16 protein-coding genes are annotated in these 14474 nt (G+C 63.2%); 4 read left to right on the top strand and 12 right to left on the bottom strand.

The genetic code is table 11. The annotated features are described in order from the left end of the window. The first annotated feature begins 2 nt into the window (after positions 1 to 2). Positions 3 to 968 carry a homoserine kinase gene (locus AB4Y85_RS06950; RefSeq protein ID WP_441984145.1) on the top strand — a complete coding sequence of 322 codons (966 nt, stop codon included), beginning with the start codon at positions 3 to 5 and terminating at the stop codon, positions 966 to 968. Further along, on the top strand, positions 965 to 1444 hold the full coding sequence (rnhA, locus tag AB4Y85_RS06945; protein WP_441984144.1) for a ribonuclease HI: 480 nt from the start codon (positions 965 to 967) through the stop codon (positions 1442 to 1444). Before AB4Y85_RS06950 ends, rnhA begins: the two co-directional genes overlap by 4 nt. Before the next feature lie 109 nt (positions 1445 to 1553). Here rnhA and AB4Y85_RS06940 read toward each other — a convergent pair whose 3' ends face one another. Both AB4Y85_RS06940 and AB4Y85_RS06935 read right to left on the bottom strand, forming a co-directional pair. Next, a complete protein-coding gene (locus AB4Y85_RS06940; RefSeq protein ID WP_441984143.1) occupies positions 1554 to 2036 on the bottom strand; it encodes a peroxiredoxin in 483 nt (160 codons plus the stop codon). Positions 2037 to 2078: 42 nt separating this feature from the next. Further along, complete coding sequence (locus AB4Y85_RS06935; RefSeq protein ID WP_441984142.1) at positions 2079 to 2906, bottom strand: protein-disulfide reductase DsbD domain-containing protein; 828 nt, start codon at positions 2904 to 2906, stop codon at positions 2079 to 2081. A 106-nt stretch (positions 2907 to 3012) separates the two neighbouring features. Here AB4Y85_RS06935 and AB4Y85_RS06930 point away from each other — a divergent pair, with 106 nt between their 5' ends. Then, positions 3013 to 3624, top strand: coding sequence for a YqgE/AlgH family protein (locus tag AB4Y85_RS06930; RefSeq protein WP_441984141.1), 612 nt, complete (start codon positions 3013 to 3015; stop codon positions 3622 to 3624). Positions 3625 to 3629: 5 nt separating this feature from the next. Here AB4Y85_RS06930 and AB4Y85_RS06925 read toward each other — a convergent pair whose 3' ends face one another. The 4 genes from AB4Y85_RS06925 to AB4Y85_RS06910 form a co-directional block, all read right to left on the bottom strand. Further along, a complete protein-coding gene (locus AB4Y85_RS06925) occupies positions 3630 to 6509 on the bottom strand; it encodes an EAL domain-containing protein (protein ID WP_441984140.1) in 2880 nt (959 codons plus the stop codon). A 194-nt stretch (positions 6510 to 6703) separates the two neighbouring features. Beyond that, positions 6704 to 7987, bottom strand: a complete 1284-nt coding sequence (locus AB4Y85_RS06920) for a M16 family metallopeptidase (RefSeq protein ID WP_441984139.1) — start codon at positions 7985 to 7987, stop codon at positions 6704 to 6706. Further along, positions 7984 to 9399: a threonine synthase gene (gene thrC, locus AB4Y85_RS06915; RefSeq protein ID WP_441984138.1), complete on the bottom strand. Its 1416-nt coding sequence runs from the start codon at positions 9397 to 9399 to the stop codon at positions 7984 to 7986. Before thrC ends, AB4Y85_RS06920 begins: the two co-directional genes overlap by 4 nt. 75 nt (positions 9400 to 9474) lie before the next feature. Then, positions 9475 to 10011: a GNAT family N-acetyltransferase gene (locus tag AB4Y85_RS06910; protein ID WP_441984137.1), complete on the bottom strand. Its 537-nt coding sequence runs from the start codon at positions 10009 to 10011 to the stop codon at positions 9475 to 9477. 221 nt (positions 10012 to 10232) lie between these two features. Between AB4Y85_RS06910 and AB4Y85_RS06905 the strand changes: the two genes are divergently transcribed. Beyond that, positions 10233 to 10589 (top strand): hypothetical protein, encoded by a 357-nt coding sequence (locus AB4Y85_RS06905; RefSeq protein ID WP_441984136.1) that lies wholly within the window; start codon positions 10233 to 10235, stop codon positions 10587 to 10589. Positions 10590 to 10591: 2 nt separating this feature from the next. Here the strand turns inward: AB4Y85_RS06905 and AB4Y85_RS06900 are convergent, their stop codons facing one another. The 6 genes from AB4Y85_RS06900 to AB4Y85_RS06875 all read right to left on the bottom strand — a co-directional run bounded on the left by AB4Y85_RS06900 (position 10592) and on the right by AB4Y85_RS06875 (position 14459). After that, positions 10592 to 11338 (bottom strand): SURF1 family protein, encoded by a 747-nt coding sequence (locus AB4Y85_RS06900; RefSeq protein ID WP_441984135.1) that lies wholly within the window; start codon positions 11336 to 11338, stop codon positions 10592 to 10594. Then, the gene (locus AB4Y85_RS06895) at positions 11335 to 11706 is read right to left on the bottom strand and encodes a DUF983 domain-containing protein (protein WP_441984134.1); all 372 of its coding nucleotides are present in this window, start codon (positions 11704 to 11706) and stop codon (positions 11335 to 11337) included. Before AB4Y85_RS06895 ends, AB4Y85_RS06900 begins: the two co-directional genes overlap by 4 nt. A gap of 109 nt (positions 11707 to 11815) precedes the next feature. Continuing rightward, positions 11816 to 12673, bottom strand: a complete 858-nt coding sequence (locus tag AB4Y85_RS06890) for a cytochrome c oxidase subunit 3 (protein ID WP_441984133.1) — start codon at positions 12671 to 12673, stop codon at positions 11816 to 11818. 67 nt (positions 12674 to 12740) lie between these two features. Next, on the bottom strand, positions 12741 to 13331 hold the full coding sequence (locus tag AB4Y85_RS06885; protein ID WP_441984132.1) for a cytochrome c oxidase assembly protein: 591 nt from the start codon (positions 13329 to 13331) through the stop codon (positions 12741 to 12743). Between the two features lie 7 nt (positions 13332 to 13338). Beyond that, a complete protein-coding gene (locus AB4Y85_RS06880; RefSeq protein ID WP_441984131.1) occupies positions 13339 to 13497 on the bottom strand; it encodes a hypothetical protein in 159 nt (52 codons plus the stop codon). Positions 13498 to 13502: 5 nt separating this feature from the next. Beyond that, the gene (locus AB4Y85_RS06875; RefSeq protein WP_441984130.1) at positions 13503 to 14459 is read right to left on the bottom strand and encodes a heme o synthase; all 957 of its coding nucleotides are present in this window, start codon (positions 14457 to 14459) and stop codon (positions 13503 to 13505) included. Positions 14460 to 14474 lie beyond the last annotated feature (15 nt).

Below are 14474 nucleotides of genomic sequence, written 5' to 3'. Positions count from 1 at the left end.
CGGTGGCAGTTTATACGGAAGTCAACGACGAGGAGCTCTCAAGCTTTCTCGCCACCTACGATATCGGCACGGTCCTGTCCTACAAGGGCATCGCCGAGGGCGTGGAGAACACCAACTATTTCCTCCACACGACGAAGGGTTCCTACATCCTCACCCTCTACGAGAAGCGGGTGCGGGAGGCGGATCTGCCGTTCTTCCTCGGCCTCATGCAGCACCTCGCCAACAAGGGCCTGAACTGCCCTCTGCCGGTCAACAACCACGAAGGGCAGGCTCTTGGCCGCGTGGCGGGCCGTCCTGCCGTCATCATCACCTTCCTCGAAGGCATCGCCGTCCGGCGGCCTACCGCCCAGCATTGCGGCTCCCTGGGCGCGGCCCTGGCCAGGCTGCACCTCGCAGGTCGGGACTTCGCCATGGACCGGCCGAACGCCCTGTCCATGGATGCCTGGGCGCCGCTTTTCGCCCAAGCCGAGGCGCAGGCCGATACGGTCCTGCAGGGCCTTGCCGAGCGGACCCGCCGGGAACTGGCCTTTCTGCAGGATGCCTGGCCGAAGAACCTGCCGTCCGGCATCATCCATGCCGATCTCTTCACGGACAACGTGTTCTTCATCGGCTCGGAAGTGTCGGGCCTGATCGACTTCTACTTCGCCTGCACGGATGCCTTCGCCTACGACGTCGCGATCTGCCTGAATGCCTGGTGCTTCGAGCAGGATGCCTCGTTCAACCTGACGAAGGCGAAGGCGCTGCTCGCAGGCTATCAATCCGTCCGGCCGCTGACACTGCCGGAAATCGAGGCGCTGCCCGTGCTCTGCCGCGGCTCCGCCATGCGTTTCATGCTGACAAGGCTCGTGGACTGGCTGAACGTGCCGCCCGGCGCGCTCGTGAAGCCGAAGGACCCGCTCGAATATGACCGCAAGCTTCACTTCCACCGGCACGTGAAGCATGCCCGCGAATATGGACTTGAGGCATGAACGGAACTGAACGCATTCTGATCTACACGGATGGCGCCTGCTCGGGCAATCCGGGCCCCGGCGGATGGGGCGCGATCCTGTTCTTCAAGGGAAGCGAGAAGGAGGTCTCCGGCGGGGAGGCCCACACCACCAACAACCGCATGGAGCTTCAGGCGGCCATCGAGGGGCTGAACGCCCTCAAGCGTCCTTGCGCCATCGACCTGTTCACGGATTCCCAATATGTGCGCCAGGGCATCACGCAGTGGATGCACAACTGGAAGCGGCGCGGCTGGCGCACCGCCGACAACAAGCCGGTGAAGAACGAGGACCTGTGGCGCGCCCTCGACGAGGCGGCCTCCAGGCACGACGTTTCCTGGCATTGGGTGAAGGGACACGCGGACGATCCCACGAATATTCGCGTCGATGCCCTGGCGGTGGCYGCCATGCAGCCCTTCAAGAAGCGGAGTGGAAGACCGCTGCCCATGACGGGGAGGTGAGCATTTCTCGGCGAAGTGGTTCCGGTTCGCCGTCAAAAAATGCGAGCCAACAAAGAAAAGAGCCGACCCACGTCAGTGGATCGGCTCTGAGCAGCGGCCTCGTTATCTCTCAGAGATCCTTCATCAGGTTCTCGGCGCCGGAGATCTGCGCTTTTGACGGCGTATCTTCCACGTTGAGAGCCGTCACGACGCCGTCCTCGACCACCATCGAGTAGCGCTGCGAGCGGGTGCCGAGACCGAAGCCCGAGCCGTCCATGGTCAGCTTGAGCGCCTTGGCGAAATCGGCATTGCCGTCGGACAGGAACTCGATGCCTTCCGCGCCGGTCGACTTCGACCAGGCATCCATGACGAACACGTCATTGACGGCGGTCACGAGAATGGAATCCACGCCCTTCGCCTTGATCTCGTCAGCCTTCTGCACGTAGCCCGGCAGATGGTTGCGGTGGCAGGTGGGGGTGAAGGCGCCGGGAACGGCTACGAGTACGACCTTGCGGCCCTTGAAGAGATCGTCCGTGGTCTTGGCCACCGGCCCGTCCGGGGTCATGACGCGGAACGTGACCTGGGGAAGGCGTTCTCCAACCTGAATAGCCATAGGCAAGTCTCCAAACAGTACCGAGAGAAAGAGGGCTTTCTCCTAGCGCGGCTTGCCATTCCCGTCGAGGCTCACTTCCGTCTCAATAGCCTTGTCCCCCGCAACGAGAGTCAGGCGCAGGAGCGCGGGTGCCGCATCCTTCGGCTTTTCCTCGACTGTGACGGTGAAGTTGTTGTCCGCATCAGGGGTTGAGGTAGACAGATACCAGTTCTCCGGACCCTCGGCGAAAAGAGAAGGTTTCGTGCCGGCAGGGACCCGCACCTTGATCGCAAGCACGGACTTGTCCGCCTGATCCTTCGCCGTGACGGCGGCCACCGCCAGATCGCCGGATGCTCCCAAAGGCCTGGGAGCGGGAACGCGTGCCTGAAACGGCTCGATGGCGGCGCGGTCAGGGCCGTCTTCGGCTAGCGGCAGGCTCAGCTCCGCATTGGCCGGGATGCAGATGTCCTTGCAGATGCCGTAATCGACAGCAAGCGCAAGCTTGATAGGCTTGCCGGCCTGCTCCGGCTTCACCAGAACGGGCAGGATGACCTTGCGACCATAAACATAGGCGACGCCGGCGGCGTCCTCGTGCCGCTTGGGGGCAGGCCATTGGATCTCGATGGAGGCGGCGTTCTCCGAGCCGGACCAGTCGAAGCGGGGCGGCAGGCCGGATTCGCCGGGATTGCGCCAATAGGTCTTGAAGCCTTGATCGAGGGTGAACTCGATGCCAGCCAGCCACACATACCCTTGCTTGCCGCCGGAGAGCAGGCGGACCTGAGAGTGGAAGCCCTTGGCGCCGCTCGGCGAGGAAAGGGACTGTGCGGCTGCCGAAAAAACGGTCAGGATCAGGAAAAAGGCGGCTGAAATGGTGCGAAACATGATTGCCATGGAACTGACGCCTCTCTGAGGCGCTTCACTTATGCGTTTTATGGTCGGGTCTGCCATCCACGATCCCGTGATCGGGTTGCTGGCCCAGCGAGGCAGATTTCGAATCATGAGCTTTCAATTCTCTTACCCCGGAGACGGATCCCCTTATCTCGATGGGCAGCTTCTCGTCGCCATGCCCGGCATGGCGGATGAGCGCTTCGCCCGAGCGGTCATATATGTCTGCGCGCATTCACCCGAGGGGGCGATGGGGATCATCCTCAACCGCCCGGCTGCCCATGTGACCATGCCCGACCTTCTGGTTCAGCTCGAAATCGTTCCCGAAATGGAGCGCATCCATCTGCCCGAGCGGGTCAATCGGATGCCGGTTCTCATGGGCGGTCCGGTCGAGACGAGCCGCGGCTTCGTTCTCCATACGCCCGATTTTCACATCGTCGAATCCACCCTGCCCATCGATGACGGGGTGTGTCTGACGGCGACCGTCGACATCCTGCGGGCGATCGCCCGAGGGCAGGGGCCGCAGAATGCCGTTCTGGCACTGGGCTATGCGGGCTGGGGCGCCGGTCAGCTGGAACTCGAGCTTCAGACCAATGGCTGGCTGAACTGCCCGGCTGACGCGGAGCTGATCTTCAACACCGCCGTCGAGATCCGCTACGAGATGGCCCTGCGCCGCATCGGGATCGAGCCCGCCATGCTGTCCATGGAAGCGGGGCACGCCTGACGATTTTAAGCCGCTTGCGTCGCCGCGCCCACGAGGTGGCGCGCCTGTAGCACGGACATAGGCTCACCGAAGACCGGACCCTGCGCATATTCGCAACCGAGCTGATAGAGCTCGATGGCTTCCGACTCGCTCTCTGCGCCTTCCGCTACGATTTCCATGCCGAGCTCGTGCGCCATCTTCACGATGGAGCGCAGGATGACCGGCTTGCCCGCGGCCATCTGGCGAACGAAGGACTCGTCCACTTTCAGTGTGTCGAAGGGGAACCGCAGGAGATAGGAGAGGGCGGAATAGCCCGTCCCGAAATCGTCGAGCGAGAGACCGGCGCCGAGATCGCGCAGGCGCGTGAGCATTTGAGCCGAGTATTCCGGGTTCTCCATCACGAGACTTTCCGTCATCTCGATCTTGAGTGATCCGGGCAGGACGCGTGTGCGTGCGATAACGGTCTTCACATCCTGCAGCAGGTCATGACGCAGCAGGTGGTGGCTCGACATGTTGACGCTGGCGAAAATCGGCGGCTCGACTTCGAGCGCGCCTTGCCAGATCGCCAGCTCGCGCGCGGTCTGCTCGAGCAGGAACCCGCTGAGCTTGACGATGAGGCCCGTCTCCTCGGCGATGGACATGAAGTCCTCCGGCCCGATGCGGCCCAGCCGTGGATGATCCCAGCGCAGCATGGATTCGAAACCGGCGATGGTCCTGTCCTCCAAGCGCACGATGGGCTTGAACAGCACCTTCATCTCGTTGCGCTCGAGGGCGTGACGCAGATCGGTTTCCATCGTGAAATGGTCGCTGCGGTCCGAGCGCATGGTGGGGCGGAACACCTCGATGCGGTCGCCGCCGTGGCGGCGCGCATGGGCCATGGCGATCTCGGCGTTGCGCAGCACTTCCTCGCGCCGCGCCGCGATCTGCGGATCGTGCAGGGCGATGCCGATGGAGGCCGTGATGAAAATCTCGCGCTCGCTGTAGGTCACCGGCGTCGTGACGATGCGGCGGACCATGTCGGCGAAAGCGATGATGCGGTCGGGCTCGCGCTCGGAGAGCAGGATGATCGCGAATTCATCGCCCGAAATACGCGCCACCGTATCCTGGGGCTTGAGCAGACGGCCGAGACGGCGGGAGAGCGTGAGCAGGATTGCGTCGCCGGCGGCATAGCCGAATTGCTCGTTGGCTTCCTTTAATTTGTCGAGGTCGATGACGAGTACCGTCGGGCGCAAGGCATCGTCCTGGCTCGCGAATGTCAGAGCCGTTTCGAGGCGATCATAGAAAAGCTGGCGGTTCGGCAGGCTGGTCAGGTTGTCATGCACCGCATCGTGCAGCAGGCGCTCTTCGGCGTTCTTGCTGCTCGTCACATCGGACAAGGTACCGACGATGCGAATCACCTCGCCATCGGAACCGATGACCGGACGTGCCTTCAGGCGATACCAGTGATGCGCATTGGATGTCGAGCGCAGGCGGAAGTCCTGAACGAGGCGACCGCGGCGCTGCTCGATGACCGTATCGAGAGCAAGGCGATAGCGGTCCTTGTCGAAAGGATGGATCAGATCGAGCCAGGCGGAGGCGGGGCCTTCCAGCGCGCCGCGCTTCAGGCCGAGTTGATGCTCCATCTCGGGGCTGACGAAGATGTTGTCGGCCACCACGTCCCAGTCGAACACGATGTCGCCGGCGCCTGCGAGGGCGAGCGCACGGCGCTCCGTATCGTTCACGAAGCCGCGCGCGAAGCCGCCGCCCGCGAAGGCGTGCTGCATCACCGTGAAGCCGATGAGCATGACGATGAGAACGAGGCCCCCAACGAGGGCCGAGGGCGCGATATCGGACAGGACGTGTCCGACCACCGTGAAGCTCGCAGCCACGACCCAGGCGATCAGCAGGAGCCAGGTGGGCACGAGCATGATCGCGCGGTCATAGCCGTGCGTCGCCAGATGGATCACGAGAATGAAGCCGATGCCGGCCACCGCGGCGATGGACATGCGCGCCACGCCCGCCGCCACCGGCGCGTCGATGATCGCAAGGCCGATGAGCGCGCCCAGGAAGGCGAGCCAGAAGGCCGTCACGTGGCTGTAGCGCACATGCCAGCGATTGAGGTTGAGATAGGCGAACAGGAACACCAGGAGCGTTGCAGCCAGTACGGCCTCGGCACCGGCGCGATAGATCTGCTCGGTCGTCTCGGAAATGGGAAAGATGCGTTGGAAGAAGCCGAAATCGATGCACGCATAGGCCAGCACCGCCCAGGCGAGCGCGGCGGCTGCCGGGAAGATCAGGGCGCCCTTGACCACGAAAACGATGGTGAGAAACAGGGCCATCAGGCCCGCGATGCCGATGATGATGCCCTTGTAGAGGGTCAGCCCGTTCACGCGCTCCTTGTAGGCATCCGCATTCCACAGGTGCAGCTGGGGCAGGTTGTCGGTGCGAAGCTCCGCCACGAAGGTGACGGTGGAGCCGGGATCGAGCGTGATGAGGAACACGTCCGCGTCGGGGCTGTCATCCCGCTCGGGCCGAATGCCCTGGCTTGCGGTGACCGCCGCGATGCGGGACGAGCCGAGATCGGGCCAGAGAACGCCGGAGCCGGTAAGCCGGAAATGCGGAGCGACCAGAAGACGGTCCACCTGCTCGTCGGTATCGTTGGTGAGTGCGAAGACGATCCAGTCCTGGCGCAGACCCGACTCGCGCGCCTTCACGGCGATGCGGCGCACGATGCCGTCGCGGCCGGGCGCGGTGGAGATACGGATCTCGTCGCCGTCGGACTTATACCGTTCGATGGCGGGCGTGAGGTCGATCGCCTTCATCTTGGGGTCGACGCGAACGGATTCCACCGCCCAGCCGCTCGATGGCCAGGCGAGCCCCACAAATGCCGCCAGAAGAAAGGCTATGGCGAAAGATACGATCCGCAACGCTTCGGTTCTTTCGTCCGGTACAATACGGTTAAGCTGGATTGGTACCGGTCAGGGAGCCCGAGGGCAAGGCGGAGCCGGGAACCGGTCTGACTTGTCCGCAGGACTCGTTTGTTATCGTTAACCACGCGCATGAAGCCAGTTTGCGGCGGGATTGAGGAGATTTGGGCGTGACCTAAGGTCATGTTTGCCGATCATCCACGCAGCCCGGCGACAATCTTGTCCAGGGAAGGGAGCCCCTTGATGGGGCCGATGGCTGCCAATGTCGGCTGTCCCTCAAGGAGCCGGCTGCCTGCCGCGCGCACGTGATCCTGATCGAGGACATCGACTTTCTTGACGATCTCGTCGCTGCCGACGATCCGCCCCCAGGAGAGAAGCTGGCGCGCCACGCGCTCGATGCGCCCGCCGGGCGTTTCAAGAGCTGTCAGCAGGGCCACCTTCATCTGCGCCTTGGCGCGGATCATTTCGATCTCGCTGATGTCCTGCGTCGCCTGGCGCATGCAGGCCAGCGTCACTTCCATCAGGTTTTTGACGTCCGCACCCGCCGTTCCGGCGCCGATGCCGAACAGGCCGCAATCGGAGAAGGGCCAGTGAAATGAATCGATGGAATAGGCCAGCCCCCGCGTTTCGCGGACCTCATGCCACAGGCGGGAGGTGAGGCCGCCGCCGAGGATATGGGCGAAAAGGTGCGCGCCGTAATAGCCGGGATCCTTGAATGACAGGCCTGGCAGGCCGAGCACGATATTGGCTTGTTCGAGCTTGCGGGAAATCCGCCTCTCGCCGCCCGTGTAAGTGCCGGAATGTGGCTGCTGGATATCGGCGGCAGGCATCGATCCGAAAAGCCGCTCGGCGGCATCGACGATCTGCGCATGGTCCACGTCGCCCGCGGCGGCGAGCACCATCTTCGCCGGAATGTATTCGCGAGCGAGGAAGGCGCGGATCGTGTCCGCATCGAAGCTCTTGATGGTGTCCGGCGTGCCGAGGATCGGGCGGCCCACGGGCTGGCCGGTGAACGCCGTTTCCATGAAGGCGTCGTAGATGAGATCGTCCGGCGTATCCTCGACGGCGGCGTGTTCCTGCAGGATCACGCCCTTCTCGCGGGCAAGCTCCGCTTCGTCGAATGCCGAGTTGATGAGGATGTCGCCGAGAACGTCCAGCGCGACATCCACGTTCTCGCCGAGCACGCGCGCGGTGTAGCTCGTGTATTCCACACTCGTCGCGGCATTGATGTCGCCGCCCACATTCTCGATGTCTTCGGCGATCTGCCGCGCGGAGCGGCGCGCCGTACCCTTGAAGGCCATGTGCTCGATGAGGTGCGAGAGGCCATGTTCATGGGCCTGCTCGTGGCGCGAGCCGGTGCCCACCCATACGCCGAGCGTCGCGGTGGCGATTTCGGGCATGCGCTCGGTGGCGACGGTGAGGCCGTTGGAAAGCCTGGTGATATCGACCCGCTTCTCGCGGACGAAATGCTCGTTCATGCAGCAGCGCCTTTGACGGCGCGGGCGCGCTCGCGGATGAAGCGCTCGACCGCAGCCTGTTCGTTGGGAAGCACCGCGAAGCTCTCCTTGCGCTCCATGAGATCGGCCATGTGCGGCGGGAGTGCGGGGCGCAGGCCCGTGGCGCGCTCGACCGCATCCGGGAACTTGGCGGGGTGGGCGGTGGACAGTGCCACGACCGGCACTTCGGGATTGGTCTTCAACAGGGCACGCCCCGCGCGGGTGCCGACGGCTGAATGCGGATCGAGCACATAGCCGGTTTTGCGATAGGTTTCAGTCATCTCGTCAAGCACGTTCGTTTCGTTGACGGCCTCGGCCGAGAACTCCTCGCGGATGCGGGCAAGCGGGCCTGCCTCGATCATGAAGGCGCGGGACTGGTTGAGACTCGCCATCAGGCGGCGGATCGCTTCACTGTCCCGCCCATAGGCTTCGAACAGCAGACGCTCGAAATTCGAGGAGATTTGGATGTCCATCGACGGAGAGGTCGTGGGCTCGACGCCCTTGATCTCATAGGTGCCGCTGCCGAGCGTGCGGGCGAGAATGTCGTTGGCATTCGTGCCGATCATCAACCGCTCGATGGGCAGGCCCATGCGCTTGGCGGCCCAACCGGCGAGGATGTCGCCGAAATTGCCGGTCGGCACCGAGAACGAGATGGGCCGGTGCGGCGCGCCGAGCGCCACGGCGGCGGTGAAGTAATATACGGCCTGCGCAGCGACGCGCGCCCAGTTGATGGAGTTCACGCCCGAGAGCTGCAGCTCGTCGCGGAAGCGGCCGTTGTTGAACATGGCCTTCACCATGCTCTGGCAATCGTCGAAATTGCCCTCGACCGCGAGCGCATGCACGTTGGGAGATGCCACCGTCGTCATCTGGCGGCGCTGCACGTCCGACACGCGGCCATGCGGATAGAGGATGAAGATATCGACTTGATCGAGCCCCTTGAACGCCTCGACCGCCGCACTCCCCGTATCGCCCGAGGTTGCGCCGACGATGGTGGCGCGAGCGCCTCGCGCCTTCAGCACATGGTTCATCAGCCGCCCGAGGAGCTGCATGGCAACGTCCTTGAAGGCCAGCGTCGGACCGTGGAAGAGTTCGAGCACGAAGAGGTTGTCGTCGAGCTGCGTGAGGGGGCACACGGCCTGATGGCGGAAGGAACTGTAGGCCTTGTCTATCATGAGGCCGAGATCGGCCTCGCTGATATCCCCATCGACCAGCGGCCCGAGGACTGCCTTCGCGACCTCCGCATAGGATTTTCCGGCAAAGCCCTGAATCGTGGCCTTGGACAGGCTCGGCCAGCTTTCCGGCAGATACAGGCCGCCGTCCCTGGCAAGGCCGGCCAGAAGCGCATCGGAAAAGCCAAGCGCGGGAGCCTCCCCGCGGGTCGAGACATGGAGCACGGTTTATCTCCTGAGATTTCGGGCGGACATTAGGAGGAGCAGCCGGTCGCGGCAACCCGCAACCGGCCTAGAGGGTCAAGGTTTTATCCGCGCCATGGCATGGGTATCCACGAAGGAGCCGCCCCGGAAGGCGAAGTCCCGGTGAGTGCCCTCGATCTCGAAGCCGTTACGCTTGTAGAGCGCGATGGCAGGCGCGTTGTCGGTATAGACGGTCAGCTCGATCCGTTTCAGGTTGAGCCAGTCATCGGCCACCATCAGGATTTCCCGCAGCAGCCTGGAGCCGATGCCTCGGCCGCAATAATCGTCGTGCAGGCCCATGCCGAGATAGCCCACATGGGAGCGGCGACCCTGAAGGCGTTCGAACCCGCCGCTGCCGACGATCTTGCCATCACTCTCGACCACCAATGCCACATGGTTGGGAGTGAGGCTCTCCAGCCATTTGCGGGTGGCTTCCGGGGTCTGATGAGGCAGCCTGAGGGTGCCCCATCGATAGCCCGGTTGATTGGCGAGAGCGGCATAGCCCTCATAATCGGCAGGCCTCGCGGCTCGAATGACGATGTTGTCTTCCGCAGTTGCGGAACCGGATCGATGGGAAGATGGCTGGATATTCATGTCGCTCTCCTTGGAAAAGGCGGAGGCGAACTGAACCCGTGAAGCCCTGCTCGTCTCCGCAGGGCTTGGGAAAAATGCTCGACGCTTTCTAACCGCGCAAAGCCTCTCCCGCACGCCCTGAAAGGCGCGTCGTGAGAAGGGTTACGGTCATGACAAGCGTGAACATGGACAAATGATATATCTTTCCGCAACATAAACAAGCTCGTTATTGGAGCCCGCCAATGCGCATGACCATGATCGATTGGATTCTGTTGCCGGTGCTGGTGGCTGTCCTTGCCGGTGTGGCCGTCGGAGCATTTCTGCTCGCGGGCTTCATAGGCTTGGGTGTTCTCGGCCTAATCATCGGCGTAATGACTCAACGCATCGAACTCGAGAAGGATGGCGCCGTCAGCAACTACATGGCGACATCACTCTATGCACAGCAGATCAAAATGCAGGAGACCATGACCCGAGCCGAGCGGGCTGAACGCCGGGAGGAAACCCGTGTTCTCCTGAAATATCTTTTCGTTGCGAAGGTCGTCAGCGCCGGTTTCGTGATTCTCGGCTTCGGACTGTTCTTTATGTATCAGCTCGGCTGAAGCTATCCCTTAACGCGCCGCAGCGCGAAGGCGACGAAGACGCCGATCAGGGTCAGCGCGAGGCCGAACCAGGTGACGGCATATTGCAGGTGGTTGTTGGTGAGCGTGAGCGGCGTCTGCCCGCCTCGGGGCCAGCCGCCTGGGTTGGGGCTGGCATCCGCATCGATGAGGAAGGGGGCGACGCGCTCCAGCTTTCGAGCCTCGGCGATGGCCTGCGGATCGCGGGCGAACCAGTTATTCTTCGTCGGGTCGTCGTCAGGCGTGAAGGGATTGCGGGTCTCCGGCGCCCGCACGAGGCCGATGATCGTCACTTCGCCGGCGGGTTGCGCCTGGGCGCGGGTGGCCGGGTCCTTCAGGCCTGTCGGCACGAAGCCGCGATTGACGATGACGGTCGCGCCGGAGGAGAGCTTGAGGGGCGTGAGGACGTAATAGCCCTGGATCGGCGCGCCCTGGCGCTCGCCTTGGGCAAGGCCATAAACCGGCGCCTCCATGTCGTGCAGGAAGGTGCCGGTGACGCGGACCTTCCGAAACTCGTCCTGATCCGCGCGCCAAGTAGCCCACTCGGATTTGGGAAGGATCGCGCCCGGCTCGCCATAAGCACGGGCCTCGATCTGCTGGATCAAGCTTTCTTTCCAGGCTTTGCGCTGGAGCTGCCAGGTGCCGAGGCCGATGAGGATTGCGAGCGCGATCAGCGTCGCGATCCCCGGCAGGATCAGCGAGCGGCCCTTGTGCAGGCTGGCGCTCGTCACTTGTGGAAGCGCCCTTCCTCGGCCTTATGGTGGTATTGCAGCGCCACCAGCACGCCTTTCAGGGGGCGCATGAGACCGAGGCTCATGACCACGCTCAAGGCCGACCACATGACGAGGTGGAGCCAGATCGGGGGAGAGAAGGCGAACTCGGCCCACAAGGCCAGGGCAACCACCACGATGCCGACGATGGACATGACGAAGAAGGCGGGGCCATCGCCCGTATCGGCGAAGGCGAGATCGAGGCCGCAGACTTCGCATTTCGGTCGAATCGTCAAATAGCCTTTGAACACATGACCCTTGCCGCAGCGGGGGCACAGGCCTTTAAGGCCGGTGATGACGGGGGCGGGAGCCGATTGGTCTTGGGCCACGATTGTTCTCCGTGAGGAAGTCACCCCTCAGATGGGAAGGGGAGGCCGAAAAGCGAAGGGCGGCTTATTAAGCCGCCCCCGTTGATGATCAGTCGTGAGCGGTGTGGGCTTAATGCCCGGCTCCGCCGCCGCCGAAGCCCCACACGTAAATGGAGGCGAAGAGGAAGAGCCACACCACGTCCACGAAGTGCCAGTACCAGGCGGCGAATTCGAAGCCGAGGTGCTGCTTGGGCGTGAAGTCGCCGCGATAGGCGCGCAGCAGGCAGACGGCCAGGAAGATCGTGCCGATGATCACGTGGGCGCCGTGGAAGCCTGTCGCCATGAAGAAGGTGGCGCCGTAGATGTTGCCTTTGAAGCCGAAGGCGGCGTGGCTGTACTCGTAGGCCTGCACGAAGCTGAAGAGAATGCCGAGGATCACCGTCAGCCACAGGCCGGCCTTGAGGCCCTTGCGGTCGCCCTCCAGGAGCGCATGGTGCGCCCAGGTGACCGTGGTGCCCGAGGTCAGCAGGATCAGCGTGTTGAGCAGCGGCAGGTGCCAGGGATCGAAGGTCTCGATGCCCTTCGGGGGCCATACGCCGCCGAGCGCCTCGACACGCGAATAGAGCTGCGGGTCGCCGGCATAGAGAGCGGCGTCGAAATAAGCCCAGAACCAGGCGGCGAAGAACATCACCTCGGAGGCGATGAACATGATCATGCCGTAGCGGTGATGGAGCTGGACCACGCGGGTATGGGAGCCGGTATTGGCTTCGCGCACCACGTCGGTCCACCAGCTGAGCATCGTGTAGAGCACGCCGATGATGCCCGCGCCGAAGATGAAGGCGCCCAGATGCATGCCGCCGAACGCGATGTCCTTCCACCAGGTCACGAAGCCGGACGCCATCAGGAAGGCGCTGACCGCGCCGATCAGCGGCCACGGGCTCGGTTCAAGAATGTGGTAGTCGTGGTTCTTGGCGTGAGCCTCGGCCATTTTAGTCGTCTCCGTGCCTCGATTGTGACTTCGCTTTAGGACGTTTCTGCCCAGCTTGTCACGTTCCTTATTGAACGGTGGGTTTGGTTGATGATGTCGCCTCCGCCACCGGCTGCCCGCCCTTGGACGGGAAGTAGGTGTAGGAGAGCGTGATGGAAGTGAGATCCTTCACATCGGAATCCTCGACGAGGCGGGGATCCACGTAGAACACGACCGCCGATTCCAGGGTTTCCCCCGGCTGCAGGGTCTGTTCCGTGAAGCAGAAGCATTCGAGCTTCGAAAAGTAGGTGCCGGCGAGATCCGGCTGCACGTTGTAGGTCGCGATTCCCGTCGCAGGCTTCGAGCCCGTGTTGGTGACCTTGTAATAGACGGTCGTCGTCTCGCCGAGCTTCACCTTCACGTCGGGCTTCTCGGGAGAGAAGCGCCAGCTCAGGCCCGGAGCGACGTTGGAATCGAAACGCACCGTAACCGTGCGGTTCATCACGTCGGAATTATTGGCGTCGCGCACAATTGGCGTGCCGCCGAAGCCGGTTACCTTGCAGAACAGGTCGTAGAGCGGAACGGATGCATAGGCGAGGCCGACCATGCCCACGACGATGACGGCGCAGGCAAAAGCCGTGCGCTTCATCTTGCGTTGGATGTCTGTGTTCTCAGCCATATCGATCTCACAACGGACGCTGCAGGACCTGGGGTCCGAGCTTGGCGATCGTGATCGCGAACAGAAGGATGCAGAGAATGCCGAGCGTGAGCGCCAGGGCCAGCGAGCGCTTGCGGCGGCGCTGCTTCTCCTCGGGGGTCAGGCTGTAGGAGTTTTTGGAATCCATCGCGCTCACCCAAGAACCGGCCTGAAGAAGCCGAAGCCGTGCTCTGCCAAAAGCGTGGCGAAGAGCAGGAAGAGATAGAGGATCGAGAAGGCGAAGAGCTGCTGCGCCACGCGCATGGCGGGCTCACCTTCGCGCAGGCGATAGACCTGGATCGCAAGGGCCAGCATGCCGAGGCCGCCGATCAGCGAGATGATCGCATAGGCCAAACCGCCGAAGCCGAAGAAGACAGGCGCTAGGCCTAGCGGCGCGAGCAGCACCGTGTAGGCCAGGATCTGAAAACGGGTGGAATCGGGACCGGCGACGTTCGGCATCATGGGAATGCCCGCGCGCGCGTAATCGCCCGACTTCACGAGGGCCAGCGCCCAGAAATGAGGCGGCGTCCACATGAAGATGATGGCGAAGAGAATGACGCTGTCCCACGCCACGGAGCCGGTAACGGCAGCCTGCGCGACGATCGGGGGGAGGGCGCCCGCCGCGCCGCCGATCACGATGTTCTGCGGCGTCGTGCGCTTGAGCCACATGGAATAGACGACGACGTAGAAGAAGATGGTGAAGGCGAGAAGGCTTGCTGCGAGCCAGTTGCTCGCAAGGCCCAGCACCAGAACGGAACCTGCCGAGAGCGTGAGGCCGAAGGCCAGCGCTTCGCCGGGCTGAATCTTGCCGGCGGGAATCGGGCGCTTGAGCGTGCGGGTCATGATGGCGTCGATATCCGCGTCCCACCACATGTTGAGGCAGCCGGATGCGCCGCCGCCGACCGCGATCATGAGCAGCGAGACGAAGGCCAGAACGGGGTTCACATCCGCGTGGCTGACGACCATGCCGACGAGGGCCGTGAACACGACCAGAAACATCACGCGGGGTTTAAGAAGGGCGAAGAAGTCCGACACGTCGCCCTGCGAGACGCCTGCCGTGGCGAGGTTCTCGGTACGGGAATCGGTCAAGCTGTTCGACGCAGTGTTCATCAAATTGATCTTCCG

Source organism: Microvirga sp. 2YAF29, from assembly GCF_052114605.1.
Lineage (GTDB): Bacteria > Pseudomonadota > Alphaproteobacteria > Rhizobiales > Beijerinckiaceae > Microvirga.
Note: the sequence above shows the minus strand (reverse complement) of the source record. Positions and strands in the feature narration are given on the sequence as shown.